The sequence below is a fragment of the Alkalihalobacillus sp. TS-13 genome (genome assembly GCF_019720915.1).
Taxonomy (GTDB): Bacteria; Bacillota; Bacilli; order Bacillales; family Fictibacillaceae; genus Pseudalkalibacillus.
Genome location: NZ_JAHKSI010000001.1, coordinates 2,037,637 through 2,056,154 on the forward strand (window position 1 = coordinate 2,037,637; position 18,518 = coordinate 2,056,154).

An 18,518-nucleotide genomic window follows, 5' to 3' on the forward strand; every position below is an offset into this window, starting at 1 on the left:
CTGCGCCTGCGGTTACTCGGCGCAAAACTGCAAAAAGGATGCAATATAAGTCTGTGGTCTTGTGGTGAACGTCGAAGTCAGCATAAGGAAAGCTTCTAAGAATTCCCATCGCAGACACGAAATTGATTTCATTTTTGTGTTAAGATCCTGTGCAAGTGAGGAGGCTTGCGGAAGTAGGTAAATGCAGGAAGTGATGTCTAGCTCAGCGACCAGTCACTTGGATCACTTCAACCTTCCTGCGGCGGCGGCAGCCTTCTCGTCCGTTTTCCAGTGACCTTCGTGACTAATCGGGTCGCTTCCGCATTTCTTACGCCCGCAAAAAAGGAGCGAATTTCGCAAAATAACTAATGAAAATATCAAAGCCTTGAAAATAAAAAAACCTCTTTTACATCCTCAAAGGACGAAAGAAGTTCGCGGTACCACCTTTGTTTGCAGCACAATAATAACTGGCTGCACACCTCTAATCGATAACGGTCAGAATCCGACTCCTCTTACTTTCCTGGTTCAGAGAAGTTGCTCAAGGGGGACATTCAACTGCTACCTCCTAAGAAATCTTTCAGCTGATGATTTCCCTCTCTTTAGGTTTCACAATCTACTCTTCCCTATCGAAGCATGCTATTTATTTTTAAACACGTATTAGTAGTAATAGTTTACCTTTTGAATTGTCTTATCGTCAATAGGCTTTCCACAAATTTTCTCTTTTAAACAAAAATGGGCACGGAAGTTAGGCAAGTATCATAACATATAGTAATCCCTGTAAAAGAAAGGATCATCACAATGAGGAGACGACGAGGCTTCAACAAATACCGGTTTCAATATCACCTCCGACAATTCAGAAGCATCTGTGAACAATTTGTCTTTCCGTTGTTGATATTCCAGGCGATCCGAACACTGCTGTTCCCGTCGGCATTCGATATCATACTTGTAGTCATCCTTCTTGCTCTCCATCTTGCGATTTATTATGAATTCTGGTGATGAAAAACAAAAACCCTGCTGGAGAGCAGAGTTTTTCGCTAAAAGTGTCAGATACTTCAACTACCGCTAGTTTGGTATCGTCTGAAGGAACTGATCTGTAAAGCGGTCAAGAGATTTCATGACATTCAGTTTGCGGTCCAATTTTCGGACATGCTCCAGCTGGGAGATATCTAGAGAACCTTGATACATCTGGATCGTAGAAAATACTGGTTCAGGGAACTTCAGATAACTTGCAAGTAAGATCTTTTCCTCTGGTAATAATGGCAGATGAGTCTCATAACGCCCTAGCCAATCCATCGCTACATGTTCACTCCATTCCGGATATTGTGCAGCTGTCCGGAAGAAATAGGCCAAGTCACGAACCGGAGTATCTAGTATCGCCCTTTCAAAGTTGATGAGGCTTCCTTCACCAAGTTGATCTTGGACGACATGCCCCCTGAACGGACGGCCATGGCATAAAACACTTCGATAGCGCTGGTGTTCTTCACAGCCTTTATACCATTCTGAGACTTTCTGTTTCGCTTCTTCAGCAATCCGCATCATTTTATGGAATTGGGAAAGGTAACGAAGTTCAAAAGGTGAAATATATGTTTGCCGTTCAGCTAGCTCAGTGAACCTTTCCATCTCAAGCTGTCTTTGCTCGAAACGCTTCGTCAGCCCAGTATAAGAATCCTTGATGACTTCTTCTGAGAAGGATTGCGCTTTTACGGTATTGGCATGAAGTTTTCCAAGCTCATCGATTATGAAATCCTCATAAGGAAAGCTTGAACGGGAGTCGCTTTCATACCATTTGGTCAAATAATAGTAACGATCGTTAGCAACTACATAAGGATCGCCATATTTCGTCCTGGTCAAGGGAACGACATGATCATACCCAATTTCATTGAGCCGGTCCATGCAATGCAAGAACCAATCGAACTGTTCCTTGTTCATGGTGGTTTCTTTAAGGGCGAACGCCCCCCGTTTTGAAGTAATACGTTGAACACGACCATAAGACTCGATCTTTTCTGGGAACAAGTCATAATAATATAGGATGATGCCATCGACTGACATTGATGTGGCTTTCATCGTACCACCTTCTTTGCGCGGTGCTCAATCCAGTGACAAACTTCTTCTACCAGAACTCTGTTCGATTCCCACTCACGCTCGAACATATCCAATATTTCACTTGGTGATTGACCTTCTGTCGATTCGAGCCGCCGCACACACCTTTGCACCTCTCTTGGTGCAATGAGTTCTGCTGCTAGTAATTGATCATATCCGCCTTCAAGTGGAAAATGATCATGGATCGAATCAAGCACTCTGTACATTGATTGGGTATCCGTCGCTAAACGCCAATCAGAAAGAAAATCACATAATCCTTTCATGCTGCGTTCAGGAGTATCATCCCCACCCTGCCAAAACAATCTTCCATGGACACGCTTTCCCTGGTGGGTCAAAATAGATGGCTCTAATGCCGGAATTTTAAGATGTCTGAATCGATTTTTTATCGTTTCAACAGTCCTCAGCCGCCTTCTTGCCTCAGGCAGGCTTCGATTGAGAACTGGCATGTTGAGATCTGAACGATTCAATCCATACTTTTCTACCATCTGCTCTCTTGTCTCTGAGAAATATGCATCTTGATCGTCTGGATTTTCATTTCCAAGAGCTAATAATTTACCGATGAACATCCCCCACGTTTGTTCATGGTTGTGCTTCGGAAAAGGCTCATACCGCTCATCATGGAGAGTCAGGAATTGGCCTTCAAAAGGAAGGAACCACTCTGTGTCCAACGTCCGGATCATCCGATCTGTCAACATATTGTTGCTTTCCAAACGCTCTCTCCAGCTGAAATGCCAGTTCATTGTCGATTCATCTGACCAGATACGAACTCTTTTCGTTCCAGCATCAGTTTCCAGAACTTCATTCTTATGCTTCCAACGCAATGGTTTCAGAGGGTAGTGTTTTTCGATGAGCTCCAGTATATCCATGCTCATAAGGACACCATCCTAACGTGCTGAAACTGGTATATATAAAATTTGTCCTTCTTCAATCTCTTCACTCTCTAGGCGGTTGACTCGCATCAGCTGACTAGGCGGTACATCATATCTGCCAGCAATCGAATCTAAGGAGTCACCTGCTTGGATGATACACATCTTCATCTTTGTGAGCTCTTCGTCATCCCTTGTAAGCATCTTTGTTAAATAAAGTGCATTTTCTTCACGCGGCGGACGGCTGGATGACGTCTCCTCTACCTCTTGCTCTTCATATACCTCTTCGGCCTCTTCCTCATAATAATACTCTTCGTCCGCTTCTTCATACTCATATTGTTCAGGACGATAGGTTTCTTCTTCCTCGTATTCGATTTCAAAGCTCGAAGAATCTGAATCATCCAGATCACTGTCATATTCATATGATGCTGAACGGTCATAATGCTCTTCTGCCCTGCTCATAAATTCAACTTGAGGCTCTCTTCTCACAGCTTGATATTCTGTTTCAACATTTTCATCTTCTTCACTTTGCGGTGATCGCCGTGATTCGAATTCCAGGATAGGGAATGGATTCGATCCACCTTCATACAATTCATCATCGTCATCATCTTCTTCACGAGGCTCATAAACTTCATTTTCATATACTGACTCTTGATGTTCAAAATCTTCAGCAGCATATCCCTGGTTCTCATAAACACCAGTCACACTGACAGCTGCAGAAACCTCAATACAAGAAGGTGTCGGCATGTCATAATCGAAGTTATCAACCGTCACATAGAGTTCATCCTTATCATGAACTCGATTTTTCGGGAGGGTGATATCAACTGGGAAACGGTGATCCAACTTCACTACATCATCCGATACTTCATTCAATTGGGAAAACGAGCGATATCCAAGAAAGTTTGAGTCTTCTGTAGATGGTTCTTCCTCATCTTGGTCTGCACATCTGTATTCACCTGTCAAACAGAGAAACCCTTTAATACAAATTTGATCATCCACTTCTTCGATCGTCACGTCCGGATCCAAGGCTACTCTGTAAAGTTCCTCAACCTCCTGTCCCTTATTGAGCCATACGGATTCTTCTATTGAAAACTGTAACTTAGACTGATTACGCTCTGTCAAAGCAAGCTCCCCCTCTCAACACAATTATTCCTGTACAATACAGATGTATGTCTGAGTCGTGATTTTATACCTAAAAATGACATTGTTAATGACTGTTTCGAAAGATTGTCCATTTTTGGAATACTAACTTTTAAATAAGGATATTTTCGTTTATTTCCAATTATATGTATCAATAGAAACATGCCAAAGCCTAGCTTTAGGTGGATAGCTGAACCTTAGTTGCACTTTCGACTGAGCATCATCTGGACCTGTCTTGGATATAAGAGAAAAGGGTGTCCAATAAGTGGCCCGAGTCTATAACATTTTAAGAAAAAGCGTGTTTTGAAGACAAAATGAGGTGTTGAAGGTTTCTGACATTTTCCTTTTTAGGCACCCTCTTTTATTAAATCTGATATGGTCGCCACTTTAACGGACACAGGAGACCTTATTCAGGAGAAAACAAGGTAATTTCGCAATTTAGCGGACAGGAGAGACGTTATTTTGCCAATACAGTATGTTTTTTCAGCTGAATCAGGTAAATAAGGGCTCTGGTGTCCGTTACGTCCTTGAAATGTGGGATAAGACCACAAATATGTGCTCTGGTGTCCGTTAGATGTTCGTTTCAATGTTTCTCCCAAATCGCAGCCTATTTTTCTTATGTTTTAAAAAAAGCAGGCAGGATATTTACGATATCCTGCCTGCTGTATTTGAATGCTTTAATATTGGAGATTACTTTTGTAGAAATTCCGCTACTTCTTTGAAGGCGTTGTCGCTTGCTTCAATTGTCTTTTCAATATCCTCATCTGAGTGTTTCGTAGATAAGAATAATCCTTCATATTGTGATGGCGGAATAGAGATGCCTTGATTGATCATTGCCTTGAAGTACACTGTGAATGCATCAAGATTTGAAGAGCTTGCTGTTTCATAGTTGATGACTTCATTGTCAGTGAAGAACAGCCCGATCATCGAACCCGCACGGTTGATGTGATGCGGAATCCCGTGTTTTTCAGCAGCTTCTGAAAGACCCTTCTCCAATCGGTCTGCTTTTTTACCGAATTCTGCATAAGACTCTTCTGTCAGTTGACGCAGCGTTTGATAGCCAGCCGTCATCGCCAATGGATTTCCGGATAGCGTACCAGCTTGATAGATTGGTCCGCTCGGTGCGATTCGATCCATGATTTCTTTTTTACCGCCATATGCTCCAACAGGCAGGCCGCCTCCGATTACTTTTCCGAGACAAGTCAAGTCAGGTGTCACTCCGAAATGGCCTTGTGCACATTGGTATCCGACGCGGAATCCAGTCATTACTTCATCAAAAATCAGTAATGTACCGTGGTTTTCTGTGATCTCACGTAAGAATTCCAGGAATCCATCCTTTGGAGGGACGACACCCATGTTACCTGCAACTGGCTCTACGATGACACCCGCAATATCCTTACCGTATTGCTCAAATGCGTATTGCACACTTTCCTGGTCATTGTATGGAACCGTAATCGTGTTCTGCGCAATTGATTCAGGAACTCCTGGACTATCTGGCAATCCGAGTGTTGCAACCCCAGATCCGGCCTTGATAAGGAGTGAATCCCCATGGCCATGGTAACAACCTTCAAATTTCAGGATCTTGTTACGGCTTGTATACCCTCTCGCAAGACGGAGAGCACTCATTGTAGCTTCCGTTCCTGAGTTCACCATTCTCACAACTTCAATTGATGGTACACGTTCAATCACTAATTCTGCAAGCTTTGTCTCCATTTCATGTGGAGCACCGAAACTTGTCCCTGCTTCAGTCGCTTTTTTCAATGCTTCAACAACATGATCATCTGCATGGCCAAGGATTAGAGGTCCCCAGCTCAACACATAATCGATGTATTCATTATTATCCAGGTCATAGATTTTAGAACCTTTCCCGCGTTTCATATAAATCGGATCCATATCTACAGATTTGAAGGCACGGACGGGACTGTTGACGCCTCCGGGCATAAGTGGTGTCGCTTTAGAAAATGCTTGCTTTGATTTTTCGAATGTACGATTATTCATCTTAACACCCTTTCTATCGATTATCTTTCATCAATATAGCGTGATGCATCCTTTGCAAAGTATGTGATGATCAAGTCTGCTCCTGCGCGTTTCATACCAGTAAGTTTCTCAAGAACAACTTCCTTTTCGTCGATCCAGCCATTTTGTGATGCTGCTTTGATCATCGAATACTCACCACTTACATTATAGGCGACGAGTGGCAATGGAAAACGGTCCTTGATCTCTCTTAAAATATCAAGATAAGCAAGTGCCGGCTTGACCATCAGGAAGTCTGCTCCCTCCTCATAATCCGATTGGGCCTCACGGATCGCTTCAAGGCGATTCGATGGGTCCATCTGATACGTCTTCCGGTCACCGAACTGCGGTGAACTATGAGCAGCATCACGGAATGGCCCATAAAAAGCAGAAGCATATTTGACTGCGTAGGACATGATCGGAATATCCTCAAAGCCAGCTTCATCAAGTCCTGCACGAATCGCTGCTACGAATCCGTCCATCATATTGGATGGCGCAATGATGTCTGCTCCAGCTTTTGCTTGGGAAATCGCTGTCTGCGCCAACAATTCAAGTGACTGATCATTCAAAACATCCCCATCATGGATGACCCCACAGTGGCCGTGGTCTGTGTACTGACAGAGGCATGTGTCCGCAATCACCGTCAATGAAGGATAGTTTTCTTTGATGAAGGTAATGGAACGTTGAACAATTCCATTTTCCTCATAAGCAGATGTACCACGCTCATCTTTATGTTGTGGAACTCCAAAAACAATGACAGATTGAAGTCCGAGCCCCGTAATCTCATCAAGCTCTTCTTGTAAGCGGTCCAAAGAATAATGGAACACGCCTGGCATCGAGCTGACCTCTTCCTTAACATCCTCACCTTCTACAATAAAGAGTGGGTAACTCAAATCTTCTTTTCGTAAAAATGTTTCACGTACTAATGAACGCATACTACCGTTTCTTCTTAATCGTCGATGTCGTTGGAATACATTGTTCATCGTCGTTCCTCCTTTTCTATATTGCTTTGATATACTCTATTGTTCATTTTTGCGAAATTCACTCCCTTTCGGCGGGCGTAAGAAAAGCGGAAGCGCCCCGATTAGTCACGAAGGTCACTGGAAAACGGACGAGGAGGCTGTCGCCGCGGCAGGAAGGTTGAAGTGATCCAAGTGACTGGTCGCTGAGCTAGACATCACTTCCTGCATTTACCTACTTCCGCAAGCCTCCTCACTTGCACAGGGTCTCAACACAAAAATGAAATCATTTTCTTGTCTGCGATGAAAATTCTTAGAAGCTTTCCTTCTACTGACTTCGACGTTCACCAGACAACATGGTGGTTTTTAGTCGAAGATCCTTTTAAAAATAGTGGGGTCTTTCCTGGCTCGCTATTCCCGCAGGAGTGTCGCAAATTTCGCTTCAATCAAACTTACTTAGAAATCATCAGTATTATTTAATAAAGCCTTCTAAATAAGACTCGATCGATGCAATCAAGCCTTCCGTCGTATATTCTTCTGCAACGATATCTGCAGTTACTCCATATTCTTCAAGTGCTTCGGCCGTTATCGGGCCGATACACGCACATATCCTATCTTTCAATGTTTCATCCGCTCCTGATAATTGAAAGAAGAAATGAACAGTGGATGGGCTCGTGAACGTAAGAATATCAACATCTTTATCTTTCAATGCTTGTTGTAACGCTTCTTTATTGGCATCATTAGGAACTGTCTCATAGGTGATGACAGGTTCAACCTCTAACCCCCCGGATTCAGTCAATTCATCAACGATAGTACTTCGTGCCAAGTTTCCATGTGGAAACAAAATACGCTCACCATTGTCAGTTTGATGGGTGAATTCTTTCGTAAATTGTTCCGCTACGAATCTTGAAGGCATAAAGTCGACTTTCATACCGCTTTTTTCTAGAAGTTCTAAAGTCTTCTTTCCAATCGCTGCAATCTTCACTGATTTAAGAAGCTCAATCGAATAGCCTTCTTCCTGTAACTGTCTGAGAAAATAACGGACCGTGTTTTGGCTTGTAAAAACGATCCACTGGAAATGTTCTATCTCGTGGATCGCTCTTTTTAATGCTTTATTGTCTCCGGCTGATTGAAAAGAAAGAAGAGGAATCACAACAGCTTCCCCTCCCCTTTGCTCAATTGAATGGACAAGCGGAAGAGCCTGTTCTTCAGATCTTGTTATTAAAATTTTGTGACCTGAAAACGGCAGACCCTTATCCATTACTGATCAAGCTCCTTTTTAACCCGATCTAAAATATCTTTTGCACCACGCTCACCTAGTCTCTTAGCCAATTCGACTCCGATTTTTTCTGGGTCAGTGCCTTGGATTGTATCTTTGATGATGGTCTTTCCATCTGGAGTCGAAACAAATCCTGTAAGAGTGATCGTTCTCCTGTCACCATCAAGCTCCGCGAGTCCTCCGATCGGTACCTGACACCCGCCTTCAAGGGTACGTAAGAACGCTCTTTCAGCCCGCACGGTATCGAACGTATCCGGACAATTGATTTTTTCCAACCAACCCTTCAGCTCCTGATCACTTTCTCGGCATTCAATCGCAAGCGATCCTTGTCCCACTGCTGGAATACAAACGTCCTTCTCCAAGTATTGACTGATGACATCATCAGACCATCCCATACGTTTCAATCCAGCCGCTGCTAAAACAATGGCGTTGTAGTCTTCATTTTCTAGTTTCGCAAGTCTTGTATCAATATTCCCACGTATCCATTTTATAGAGAGATCCGGTCGTTTCGCAAGCAATTGTGCTCCTCTTCTCAAGCTGCTCGTCCCGATCACCGAACCCTCAGGTAATTCTTCAAATGGCGTATGATTTTCAGAAATAAGCGCATCGCGATAATCTTCACGAGGCGGGGTGCAGGAAAGTTCAAGTCCTTCAGGAAGAACAGACGGCATATCCTTCATACTATGGACAGCAAAGTCGATTTCCTTATCAATCATAGCCTGTTCAATTTCTTTAACAAAGAGACCTTTCCCTCCCACTTTTGAAAGGGTCACGTTCAAGATTTGATCTCCCTTTGTTACAATCTCTTTGATTTCGAACTCGAATGGTGCTCCAGCTTTCTTCAATTGATCGATCACCCAACGTGTTTGGGTAAGAGCCAGTTTACTCCTTCGAGAACCGATGACAATCTTACGCATAATTGACCTCCAGACCTAAATTCAAAATTTCACAGTGCCAGGCACGACAATTTAGCCCTCGTGCCCCAAGAGTTCCAGAAAAGTGCCTGGCACCCTTGCTGTTTATCATTCGTTAATTCACTCGTTAATTGCGCTAATACCACAAATGAAATTCCGTTAAAGTAGCCGCTAAAAAGTAGTTGATCAGGATGACGAGAAGCCCTGCTACATTCCAGTAAGCTAGCTGACGGCCAAATGATCCTCTGCCTACCTTCAAATACAAGTAGACTCCATACACGGATAAGACGATGAACGAGCTGATCACTTTTGCGTCTGTGAAAATTGCCTGCGTCTCGTACACTTTATACCCATAAATCAGCCCTAATATCAGGCTTAGGAACAGGATCGGGACCCCAACCATATTCAGTATGAAAGGAAGTGTTTCCAACCGTGTAAGGCTTTCAAAGCGCCACAATCGTTTCCCTACTTTTTTCTGTTTCAGCATATTGTATTGTACAAGATACATAATCGATAGAATGCTTGAAACCGTAAAAGCTCCATAAGCAATGAATGCCATCGTAATATGTATGATTGCCAACTCGTTGATCAGTTGATCGGAAAATGCTTCTGAAACTTGATTATTTGGAGCAAACCAACTGACTGCCATTAGTATGAAACCGATGATATTCGTAAAAAACACAAAGAAATGCACACGGAAAAACCAGTTGATCAACAAGGAAAGAGTGACGATCACCCATGAATAAAAAAATAACCCTTCCGTAGGTGTGAGTATCGGAAAACGGTTTGCTTCAAAAATCCGTAATATTAAAACAAATGATTGCAATACCCAGACAATAGAAAGCAACCAGAAGGCAATTCTGTTCGCCTTCCGGTTGTTTTGTAAGAAATCCATGAAATATCCAAGTACGCTGAGTGCGTATAAAATAATTGTAATATCGTAAATCCACCTGATACTACTCACGATACAACTCCTCTCCTGGGAGCAAGCTAATTCGCCGCTGGGTTTGAGACATTTTGAAACGATTTCTCCGATCCTACCTCAGTCGACTTTTGTTCGCGAGCAAGACGCTCCTCTTTTAGTACATTTTCCAACTCTTCTTCAATTCCAAATAGCTGTGTGAAAAGCTCTAAATACTCATTAGAATCAGGTTCTGCAGCCAACTCTTTCACCTTCGTGATCGGATCACGGAGCAGTTGGTTGATGATACTCTTTGTATGTTTGCTGAGAACTTTACGTTCACGATCGGTAAGATCAGGCATTTTACGCTCGATGCTTTTCATCGTTTCAGCTTGAATGGAAAGAGCTTTCTGTCTTAATGCGGTAATGACAGGAACAACACCTAATGTATTGATCCAGGTCAAGAATGCAAGCAGTTCCTCTTCAATAAGGACCTTGATCTTCGCAGCCTCTTCCTGACGTTCTGCGAGATTCGCCTCAACGATCCCTTCAAGATCATCAATGTCATATAAAAAGACGCTTTCAAGATCGTGCAAGTCAGGAGAAAGATCACGTGGAACAGCGATATCCATCATGAACAAAGGCTTCCCTTTACGCTTTTTCAAAACGGGTGATACGTTTGCCTTTGAAAGCACAAATTCTGTAGAACCTGTGGAACTGATGACAATATCCGCTTTCTGTAAAGAAGATTCCAACTCATCCATAGTAGAAGCTTGTCCGTTAAAACGGGCTGCCACTTCTTGTGCTTTTGCATATGTCCGGTTGAGTACTGTAATTTCATCAACACCATTACTGCACAAGTGTCTTGCTGTAAGTTCGCCCATCTTTCCGGCACCAATGATCAAGACATTCTTTCCCTCAAGTCCATCGAAGATCTTTTTAGCAAGCTCTACTGCAGCATAGCTGACAGAGACTGCATTTTCTCCAATTTCTGTTTCAGAATGGGAACGCTTTGCTAGTGTTATGGCTTTTTTGAACAGTTCGTTGAAAACGGTACCTGTTGTTCCAATCTCTTGGGCTGTGAAGAAACTTGAACGTACTTGTCCAAGTATTTGCGTTTCGCCAAGAATCATTGAATCTAATCCGCAAACCACCTTGAATAAATGCTCGATGGCATCTTCACGTTCCTGGATTTGCAAATATGGCTTCAGCAATTCTTTATCTAATGAAAACCAATTCGCTAAAAAGGCTTTAATGTAATATCGGCCTGTGTGTAACTGATCAGCGACGGCATATATCTCAGTACGGTTGCAGGTCGATACGATGACACATTCTAGAATACTTTTCGTTTTTCTTAAAGACTGTAAAGCTAATTCTAACTCACCAGGTTGAAATGAAACTTTTTCACGTATTTCAACCGGAGCAGTCTTATGATTAAGTCCAACTTTTAAAATGTGCATCGTTCGTCACCCCCTGTATTTATGTAAAAACAAAGTAAATTATATAAGTCCCACTTGCATTATAGCATGTGTGTAAAATCATAACAGAAACAAATGTGAACAGTGTTTGAAAGTCTTATGGTAAGATGATTTTTAGCAGACAAAAATCAGTATTCCCTAAAAACCAAATTTTAGTATATCCTTGCTTTATCAAGGCTTGACACACCTTTAATGTATCAAATTTCAAAGGTTTTCGCAAAAGAACAACATGATTCATGCTATATGAGGAGGAGATTATGAAACAAGGTATTTTTCCAGGTACATTGATCACAGGGTTGGGTGTATATTTTTTAGCAAGACAATGGTCCGTTCCCTTCATCGGTGAAATCGATGCCCTTCCCGCAGTCTTGCTAATCATCGGTATAGCGTTCCTCTTGCAAAAGAATGAACCGTACGCGCTTTTTTCAGGAATAGTCATTTGCGGCATTGCAGTCCATTATTATGCCAGTGGTAATATCGCCAACTGGCCGGCACTCTGGATTGTTTATTTCCTCAGTATCGGGATCGGATTTATCTTACAGTATAATAAAACAAAGCAAGGTGGTCTCTGGATCGGTGCAGCCTTAATTATCGTTTCCCTGATTGCCCTATTTTCAACCAATACAATCGGAATCATCAATACAATCGTCAAGTATACTGAACAATTCTGGGCAGTCATACTGATTGTGATCGGGTTTTACCTGATGCGGCGGAAAAAATAGTCCCCTGTGGAAATATATCCGAGAAGATCAGCATAGTGGTCGCTCATGAGCGATTCTATTCCAAAAAAATTGAGGGTAATTCTAGAATTTTTTTGTTAATTCAAGAAAAAATGAGCACAATTCCAGAAATTCAATTGATAATTCAAGAAAATGGTACTAAGGTACCGCCGAGATTAACATTTGAGCCCTCATCATTTATATCTTCAACTAAAAAAGGTGTTGCCCGTTTTTTTCCGGACAACACCTTTTCATATCGTTTAGAGGATTGAGCTTAGGAAATCCTTCGTACGTTGTTCTTTCGGATTGTTGAAAAGGTCTTGAGGATGGCCCCGTTCAACGATACGACCATCATGCATATAGAAGACCCAATCTCCGACTTCACGTGCAAAGCCCATTTCATGGGTGACGACGACCATCGTCATTCCTTCTCCTGCTAACTGCTTCATTGTCGATAAAACTTCCCCTACAAGCTCAGGGTCTAATGCGGAGGTCGGTTCATCGAACAGCATGATATCAGGCTTCATAGCCAGTGCTCTTGCTATTGCTACACGCTGTTTCTGTCCACCAGACAGCTTCGAAGGATACACATCCGCTTTTTCCGCAAGGCCAACTTTTTCAAGCAGCTCTTTCCCTTCTCTTTCAGCTTGAGACCGGTTCATACCTTTGACCATCAATGGCGCCTCGATGACGTTTCCAAGAACCGTTTTATGGGGAAACAGGTTGAAGTGTTGAAAGACCATTCCAATTCGTTCACGGACCTTATTCAGGTTGTCTTTCTTAGGATCGATCTCTTTTCCTTCCACGATGATTTTTCCACCGTTTTTGATTTCCAAGAAGTTCAGACATCTAAGCAGAGTACTTTTCCCTGATCCACTTGCGCCGATCAATACGACAACATCATTTTCTTTAACTTCCATATCAACATCTTTCAATACATGTAAATCGCCAAAGCTTTTGTTCAGCTTATCGATTTTGATCATTTCTCGTTTTTCAGTCAACATCATTCACTCCCTTAATCACTTGCAGATAGCTTCTTCTCCATCAGGCTGACGATAGCTGTCAATAAGAAAACAAGAATCAGATAATATACAGCTACGATTAGAAGATAAGTCATTGAATCGAAATTATTTGAACCTGAAGTAGTGGCGACATTAAACAGTTCGTACATTCCGATGAATGCTGCTAATGATGAATCCTTCAATCCAATGATGAATTGGTTACCGAGTGGAGGTAGTGCGCGCCGAAAAGCCTGAGGCAAGATGATTCGACGCATGGTCAATCCATTCGTCATACCTAATGAACGTCCTGCTTCCATCTGGCCTTTATCAATGGATTGGATCGTACCTCTGAAAATCTCCGCAATATACGCACCATTATGGAAAGCCAGTGCAAGTGTCGCAGACCAGAAACCTGAAATATTCATTTCGGATAATCCGAAGTAAAAGATGAAGATTTGAACGATCAGTGGTGTTCCGCGCACGATATAAATATAGAAGTTTGCGATTGCTTCCAAAACTTTGACTTTAGAAATTTTCAGCAACGCAAAGAAAAGACCTATGAATATAGCAATTAGTATCGATACTGCCGTTACTTGCAGCGTTAAAAGCATCCCTTTGAAAAAGACAGGATAACTCTCTATGAATGTGGAAAAAAAGTGCGAAAAACTAGGCAAAGTGTATCAGCTCCTTAAAACCTCAAAAATCAAGTTGATAAGATTAACTCATATAGTTCTTTTGGAAAAGTTATGCAATGCGTATTGTAAGTAACAAATGTGCGCAAAGCTGCGCACATTCGTTATCTTTCCAAATTCAATTCTTATTCCCCTTCAGGATCAGATGTGATATCGTCCCCGAAGTACTTTTCACTCAGTTCTTTCAAAGTTCCCTCTTCTCTAAGTTTCTCTAGTGCTGCGTTGATATCCTCAAGAAGCTTTTCATTATCCTTTGCGACAGCAATTGCTTGCTCACTGCGTCCTAGAAGTTCTTTACCTTCGATTTTGAAATCATTTCCGATTGCTTCCTTACCAGTAACAAAGTCTGTTATGACTGCATCGTGTTTCCCTTCACTTAACGCTTCAAGCGCTGTAACATCACTATCATAAATCTTGATATTGCTTGTCACTTCTTCAGCACTTTTCGCGTATGTCGAACCTTTTGAAACTGCGATTTCTTTATCTTTCAAGTCATCCTTCGTTTCAATATCGCTATCTGGTCTTGTGAAGATTTGTGGACCTGAATAGTAATATGGAACGGAGAAATCTACATGCTCTGCACGTTCAGGGGTGATTGTGTGGCTGGCTACCGCTGCATCGAACCGTCCAGTTTTCACACCTTCAACGATACTTGCGAATTTGAATTTCTGTGGATTGGGTTCCAAGCCTAGTTCTTTCGCAACCGCTTCAGCTACCTCGATATCGAAGCCTGTCATTTCACCTTCTGCGTTAGTAGAACTGAACGGTTTGAATTCCCCAGAAGATGCAAACGTGAACTTTCCATCTTCTTTAAGGTCATATTCTCCATCTGCTCCGCCGCCGCCATCTGAACCACCGCATGCTGCCAGAAGCATAGAGAATGCTAATACCATGACTGCCCATAAACTAACTTTTTTCATTCTGTTTTGACCCTCTTTCTGTAGATTTTTTGGATACTGCACTTGAGAGAAACATACAGTGGAAAACAGACCATATACGGTAATTTTTCTAAACTCCTATAAAGTATGTAGAGGCGACAATGCCCGCTGTCATTCTACCAACCATACTTTCTATTTCTCTCAACCACTGTATATTTCCCTTAACTAAGGCGAACTAAACAGCACCTTAGTCCTGCTTTTTCAAAAGTATCCTAAGTACTACCTTCTACATAAAAACAAAAAAACCTCCTTATTTTTAAAAACAAGGAGGTTTGGAGATTATATAAGGCTTTCAATAGTAGACCAGACTTTTTCTTTTCCGAACGAGGTTTCGGCTGAAAATAGGAGGACAGGCTCTCCTTTTTCAATCTTAAGGGTTTCACGTATCTTTTTGATGTGCTGTTGGTGCTTGCCTTTAGGAATCTTGTCCGCTTTTGTCGCTACGACAACCACAGGGATTTCAAAATGTTTCAGCCAATCATACATCAATTGATCGTCCTTCGATGGTGAATGACGCAAATCGACTAATAAGACAACTGCCCTCAACTGCTCACTTTCCATCAAGTAGGTCTCGATCATCCGCCCCCATGCATCGCGTTCCTTCTTGGAAACTTTTGCGAAACCATAACCAGGGACATCAACAAAATACATCGTGTCATTCAGAAGATAAAAGTTCAACGTTTGTGTTTTGCCAGGTTTTGAAGAAGTCCGGGCAAGGGCCTTACGGTTGATCATCTTGTTGATGAACGATGACTTCCCGACGTTTGAACGTCCGGCAAGTGCGATTTCCGGTTTCTGATCATTCGGGTATTGTTCTTTTTTCACGGCGCTGATTATCAGTTCAGCTGTATTTACTTTCATTTTTCCCCACCTATCAATGCTTCTTTTAATACCTCATCCAAATGAGAGACAGGTATGAAGGTGAGATCCTTCTTTACACTTTCCGGAATATCATCCAGATCCTTTTCATTTTCTTTAGGGAAAATGATCCGCTCCAATCCTGCTCGATGGGCACTTAATGTTTTCTCTTTTAAGCCTCCAATTGGAAGCACACGACCTCGGAGAGTGATTTCTCCGGTCATCCCGACTTCTTTACGGACAGGGCGGTTAGTCAGTGCTGATATAAGCGCTGTAGCCATTGTTATCCCTGCTGAGGGACCATCCTTTGGTGTAGCACCTTCTGGCACATGGATATGGATATCATTTTTCTCAGAAAACTCGGGATCGATATTCAATTCTTCAGCACGGGAACGAATATAGCTGAAAGCTGCCTGTGCAGATTCCTTCATTACATCGCCAAGTTTCCCAGTCAAAATCAGCTTCCCTTTCCCTGAAGATACTGAGACCTCTATGGAAAGTGTATCTCCGCCAGCTGTCGTATAAGCGAGACCCGTAGCCGTACCGATTTGGTCTTCTACTTCCGCTTGTCCATATCGGAATTTAGGTTTGCCCAGGTAATCTCCAAGCGTTTTCTCAGTAATGATGACACGTTTTTTATCGCCTGAAACGAGTTCTTTTGCTGCTTTTCTGCATAAAGAAGCGATCTGCCGTTCGAGGTTACGCACCCCTGCTTCACGTGTGTATCGACGAATCACTTGCATGATTGCCCCATCACGGATCTGGAGCTTTCCTTTCGTCAATCCATGCGCTTTGGTCTGCTTCTTTACAAGGTATTGATTTGCGATATGGAGCTTCTCAACTTCAGTATAGCCAGCAATCTGAATCATTTCCATCCGGTCCAACAACGGTCCAGGAATCGTTGAAATGTTATTTGCGGTCGTTACGAACAACACCTTTGATAAATCATAAGGTTCTTCAATAAAGTGATCGCTGAACGTGTTATTTTGCTCAGGATCAAGCACCTCTAATAAAGCTGATGCCGGATCGCCGCGGAAGTCATTGGACATTTTATCAATTTCATCAAGTAAAAATACCGGGTTCACTGAACCAGCTTTTTTCATTCCCTGGATGAGTCGTCCTGGCATCGCACCGACATATGTTCTGCGGTGTCCGCGGATTTCTGCCTCATCCCGTACACCACCGAGCGAAATCCTGACGAAGTTGCGGCCAAGCGTCCTCGCAATCGACCGGGCAAGAGAGGTTTTCCCTACTCCTGGAGGTCCTACCAAACATAGGATCGGTCCTTTTAATGAATTTGTAAGCTGTTGTACAGCAAGGTATTCCAGGACTCTTTCCTTCACCTTTTCGAGTCCATAGTGATCCTCATTCAGGATTTTTTCAGCATGATTAATATCAAGATTGTCTTCTGTCTCTTTTACCCAAGGAATATTCAAAAGCCAATCGATATAGTTACGAATTACCCCGCTTTCAGCTGAGCTTTGCGGCATTTTTTCGTACCGATCCAGTTCTTTCAGTGCCGTTTTCCGAACGTTATCCGGCATTTGTGATTCTTCGATTTTTTCCCTTAATGACGTGACCTCTCCAGCTTTACCTTCCTTGTCACCCAGTTCCTTCTGGATGGCTTTCATCTGTTCGCGAAGATAATATTCTTTCTGGGTCCGTTCCATTGACTTTTTGACACGCTGGCCGATTTTCTTTTCAAGACCGAGGACTTCTTTTTCATTGTTCAGAATTTGAATGATTTTATTAAGACGGTCTTTGATCTCGAGCGTTTCTAAAATTTCCTGCTTTTGTTTGATTTTTAACGGCAAATGGGATGAGACGATATCCGCCAACCTGCCAGGCGCTTCGATGTCTTGGACAGAAGCAAGTGTTTCAGCTGTCACTTTCTTCGAGAGGTTTATGTATTGTTCGAAATAATGCAACAAGGTACGCATCAGAGCCATCTCTTCAGCATCAGCCTCATTACGTTCCTCGATCAATTTGACCTTCACTTCAAGATATCCTATTTCTTCATCATCTTTATACGAAGTGATTTCCCCGCGTTGAATTCCTTCTACAAGGACTCTGATTGTTCCATTCGGAAGCTTTAGCATTTGATTGACTTTTACAATCGTCCCTAATTTATAAATTTCTTCTTCCGTTGGTTCTTCTATGGCCACTTCTTTTTGAGTGGATAAAAATATGTGCTGGTCGTCCATCATTACTTTCTCAAGGGCTTGTACAGACTTCTTGCGTCCAACATCCAAGTGGAGAACCATACCTGGATATACAAGAAGACCTCTTAGTGGCAACAATGGTATTTTTCTCGTTTGAGCCATAGAAACACACCTCCAAGTTCTATTTAACACGCTGCTAGTGTTCCTTTGCCTGATTTCCTAAGGAAAGCAGGAAAGAAAGGATTCAAGTCAGCTTCATGATCATAACGAAAAATAGGTATTTCATCTTATCAATTTTACCCGTAAATCTAATGTTTGTCTAATAAGTACCATCCATAAATCAACGTTTCATTATGGCAAGTTGAAAGTCAAAAGCTTATAAATTTTCTCTTCAAACTTCGCGACACGCCGGCGACAAAGCAAGACAAAAGAGGTTCCCCATTAAGGAGCACCACAAGGTGCAGGTAGATCTGGAATGACATCTGAGAAAAGAATAGATCCAACCGCAAAAAGAAACCC

Annotated in this window: 16 protein-coding genes and 1 other annotated feature; of the genes, 2 read left to right on the forward strand and 14 right to left on the reverse strand. The window is 42.3% G+C overall.

Annotated features, from left to right (window positions below; translation table 11 throughout):
- Positions 1-393: 393 nt before the first annotated feature.
- Positions 394-618: a binding site (T-box leader), on the reverse strand.
- A gap of 159 nt (positions 619-777) precedes the next feature.
- Positions 778-975 (forward strand): hypothetical protein, encoded by a 198-nt coding sequence (locus KOL94_RS10055; protein WP_221566287.1) that lies wholly within the window; start codon positions 778-780, stop codon positions 973-975.
- Positions 976-1,041: 66 nt separating this feature from the next.
- On the opposite strand, the gene KOL94_RS10060 is transcribed toward KOL94_RS10055, so the two are convergent.
- The 9 genes from KOL94_RS10060 to hemA all read right to left on the reverse strand — a co-directional run bounded on the left by KOL94_RS10060 (position 1,042) and on the right by hemA (position 11,611).
- The gene (locus tag KOL94_RS10060; protein WP_221566289.1) at positions 1,042-2,043 is read right to left on the reverse strand and encodes a protein kinase family protein; all 1,002 of its coding nucleotides are present in this window, start codon (positions 2,041-2,043) and stop codon (positions 1,042-1,044) included.
- Positions 2,040-2,951, reverse strand: coding sequence for a hypothetical protein (locus tag KOL94_RS10065; protein WP_221566291.1), 912 nt, complete (start codon positions 2,949-2,951; stop codon positions 2,040-2,042). The genes KOL94_RS10060 and KOL94_RS10065 overlap by 4 nt, the downstream gene beginning before the upstream one ends.
- A gap of 12 nt (positions 2,952-2,963) precedes the next feature.
- Positions 2,964-4,067: a stage VI sporulation protein D gene (gene spoVID, locus KOL94_RS10070; RefSeq protein WP_221566294.1), complete on the reverse strand. Its 1,104-nt coding sequence runs from the start codon at positions 4,065-4,067 to the stop codon at positions 2,964-2,966.
- Positions 4,068-4,775: 708 nt separating this feature from the next.
- Entirely contained in the window at positions 4,776-6,083 is a 1,308-nt protein-coding gene (hemL, locus tag KOL94_RS10075) for a glutamate-1-semialdehyde 2,1-aminomutase (protein WP_221566296.1), read from the reverse strand.
- Positions 6,084-6,103: 20 nt separating this feature from the next.
- Positions 6,104-7,081, reverse strand: coding sequence for a porphobilinogen synthase (hemB, locus tag KOL94_RS10080; RefSeq protein WP_221566298.1), 978 nt, complete (start codon positions 7,079-7,081; stop codon positions 6,104-6,106).
- 448 nt (positions 7,082-7,529) lie between these two features.
- Entirely contained in the window at positions 7,530-8,318 is a 789-nt protein-coding gene (locus KOL94_RS10085; RefSeq protein WP_221566300.1) for a uroporphyrinogen-III synthase, read from the reverse strand.
- Positions 8,318-9,253: a hydroxymethylbilane synthase gene (gene hemC, locus KOL94_RS10090; RefSeq protein ID WP_221566303.1), complete on the reverse strand. Its 936-nt coding sequence runs from the start codon at positions 9,251-9,253 to the stop codon at positions 8,318-8,320. Before hemC ends, KOL94_RS10085 begins: the two co-directional genes overlap by 1 nt.
- Before the next feature lie 133 nt (positions 9,254-9,386).
- Positions 9,387-10,214, reverse strand: a complete 828-nt coding sequence (locus tag KOL94_RS10095; protein WP_311775125.1) for a cytochrome C assembly family protein — start codon at positions 10,212-10,214, stop codon at positions 9,387-9,389.
- A gap of 26 nt (positions 10,215-10,240) precedes the next feature.
- Positions 10,241-11,611 carry a glutamyl-tRNA reductase gene (hemA, locus tag KOL94_RS10100; protein WP_221566306.1) on the reverse strand — a complete coding sequence of 457 codons (1,371 nt, stop codon included), beginning with the start codon at positions 11,609-11,611 and terminating at the stop codon, positions 10,241-10,243.
- A gap of 275 nt (positions 11,612-11,886) precedes the next feature.
- Here hemA and KOL94_RS10105 point away from each other — a divergent pair, with 275 nt between their 5' ends.
- Positions 11,887-12,351 carry a hypothetical protein gene (locus KOL94_RS10105; protein WP_221566308.1) on the forward strand — a complete coding sequence of 155 codons (465 nt, stop codon included), beginning with the start codon at positions 11,887-11,889 and terminating at the stop codon, positions 12,349-12,351.
- 257 nt (positions 12,352-12,608) lie between these two features.
- Here the strand turns inward: KOL94_RS10105 and KOL94_RS10110 are convergent, their stop codons facing one another.
- The 5 genes from KOL94_RS10110 to lon form a co-directional block, all read right to left on the reverse strand.
- Positions 12,609-13,331, reverse strand: a complete 723-nt coding sequence (locus KOL94_RS10110) for an amino acid ABC transporter ATP-binding protein (RefSeq protein ID WP_221567656.1) — start codon at positions 13,329-13,331, stop codon at positions 12,609-12,611.
- A gap of 32 nt (positions 13,332-13,363) precedes the next feature.
- The gene (locus KOL94_RS10115; protein WP_221566310.1) at positions 13,364-14,023 is read right to left on the reverse strand and encodes an amino acid ABC transporter permease; all 660 of its coding nucleotides are present in this window, start codon (positions 14,021-14,023) and stop codon (positions 13,364-13,366) included.
- 143 nt (positions 14,024-14,166) lie between these two features.
- On the reverse strand, positions 14,167-14,961 hold the full coding sequence (locus KOL94_RS10120) for a transporter substrate-binding domain-containing protein (RefSeq protein ID WP_221566312.1): 795 nt from the start codon (positions 14,959-14,961) through the stop codon (positions 14,167-14,169).
- Between the two features lie 297 nt (positions 14,962-15,258).
- Entirely contained in the window at positions 15,259-15,840 is a 582-nt protein-coding gene (gene yihA, locus KOL94_RS10125; protein ID WP_221566314.1) for a ribosome biogenesis GTP-binding protein YihA/YsxC, read from the reverse strand.
- Positions 15,837-18,161, reverse strand: a complete 2,325-nt coding sequence (gene lon, locus KOL94_RS10130; protein WP_221566315.1) for an endopeptidase La — start codon at positions 18,159-18,161, stop codon at positions 15,837-15,839. Before lon ends, yihA begins: the two co-directional genes overlap by 4 nt.
- Positions 18,162-18,518: the final 357 nt, after the last annotated feature.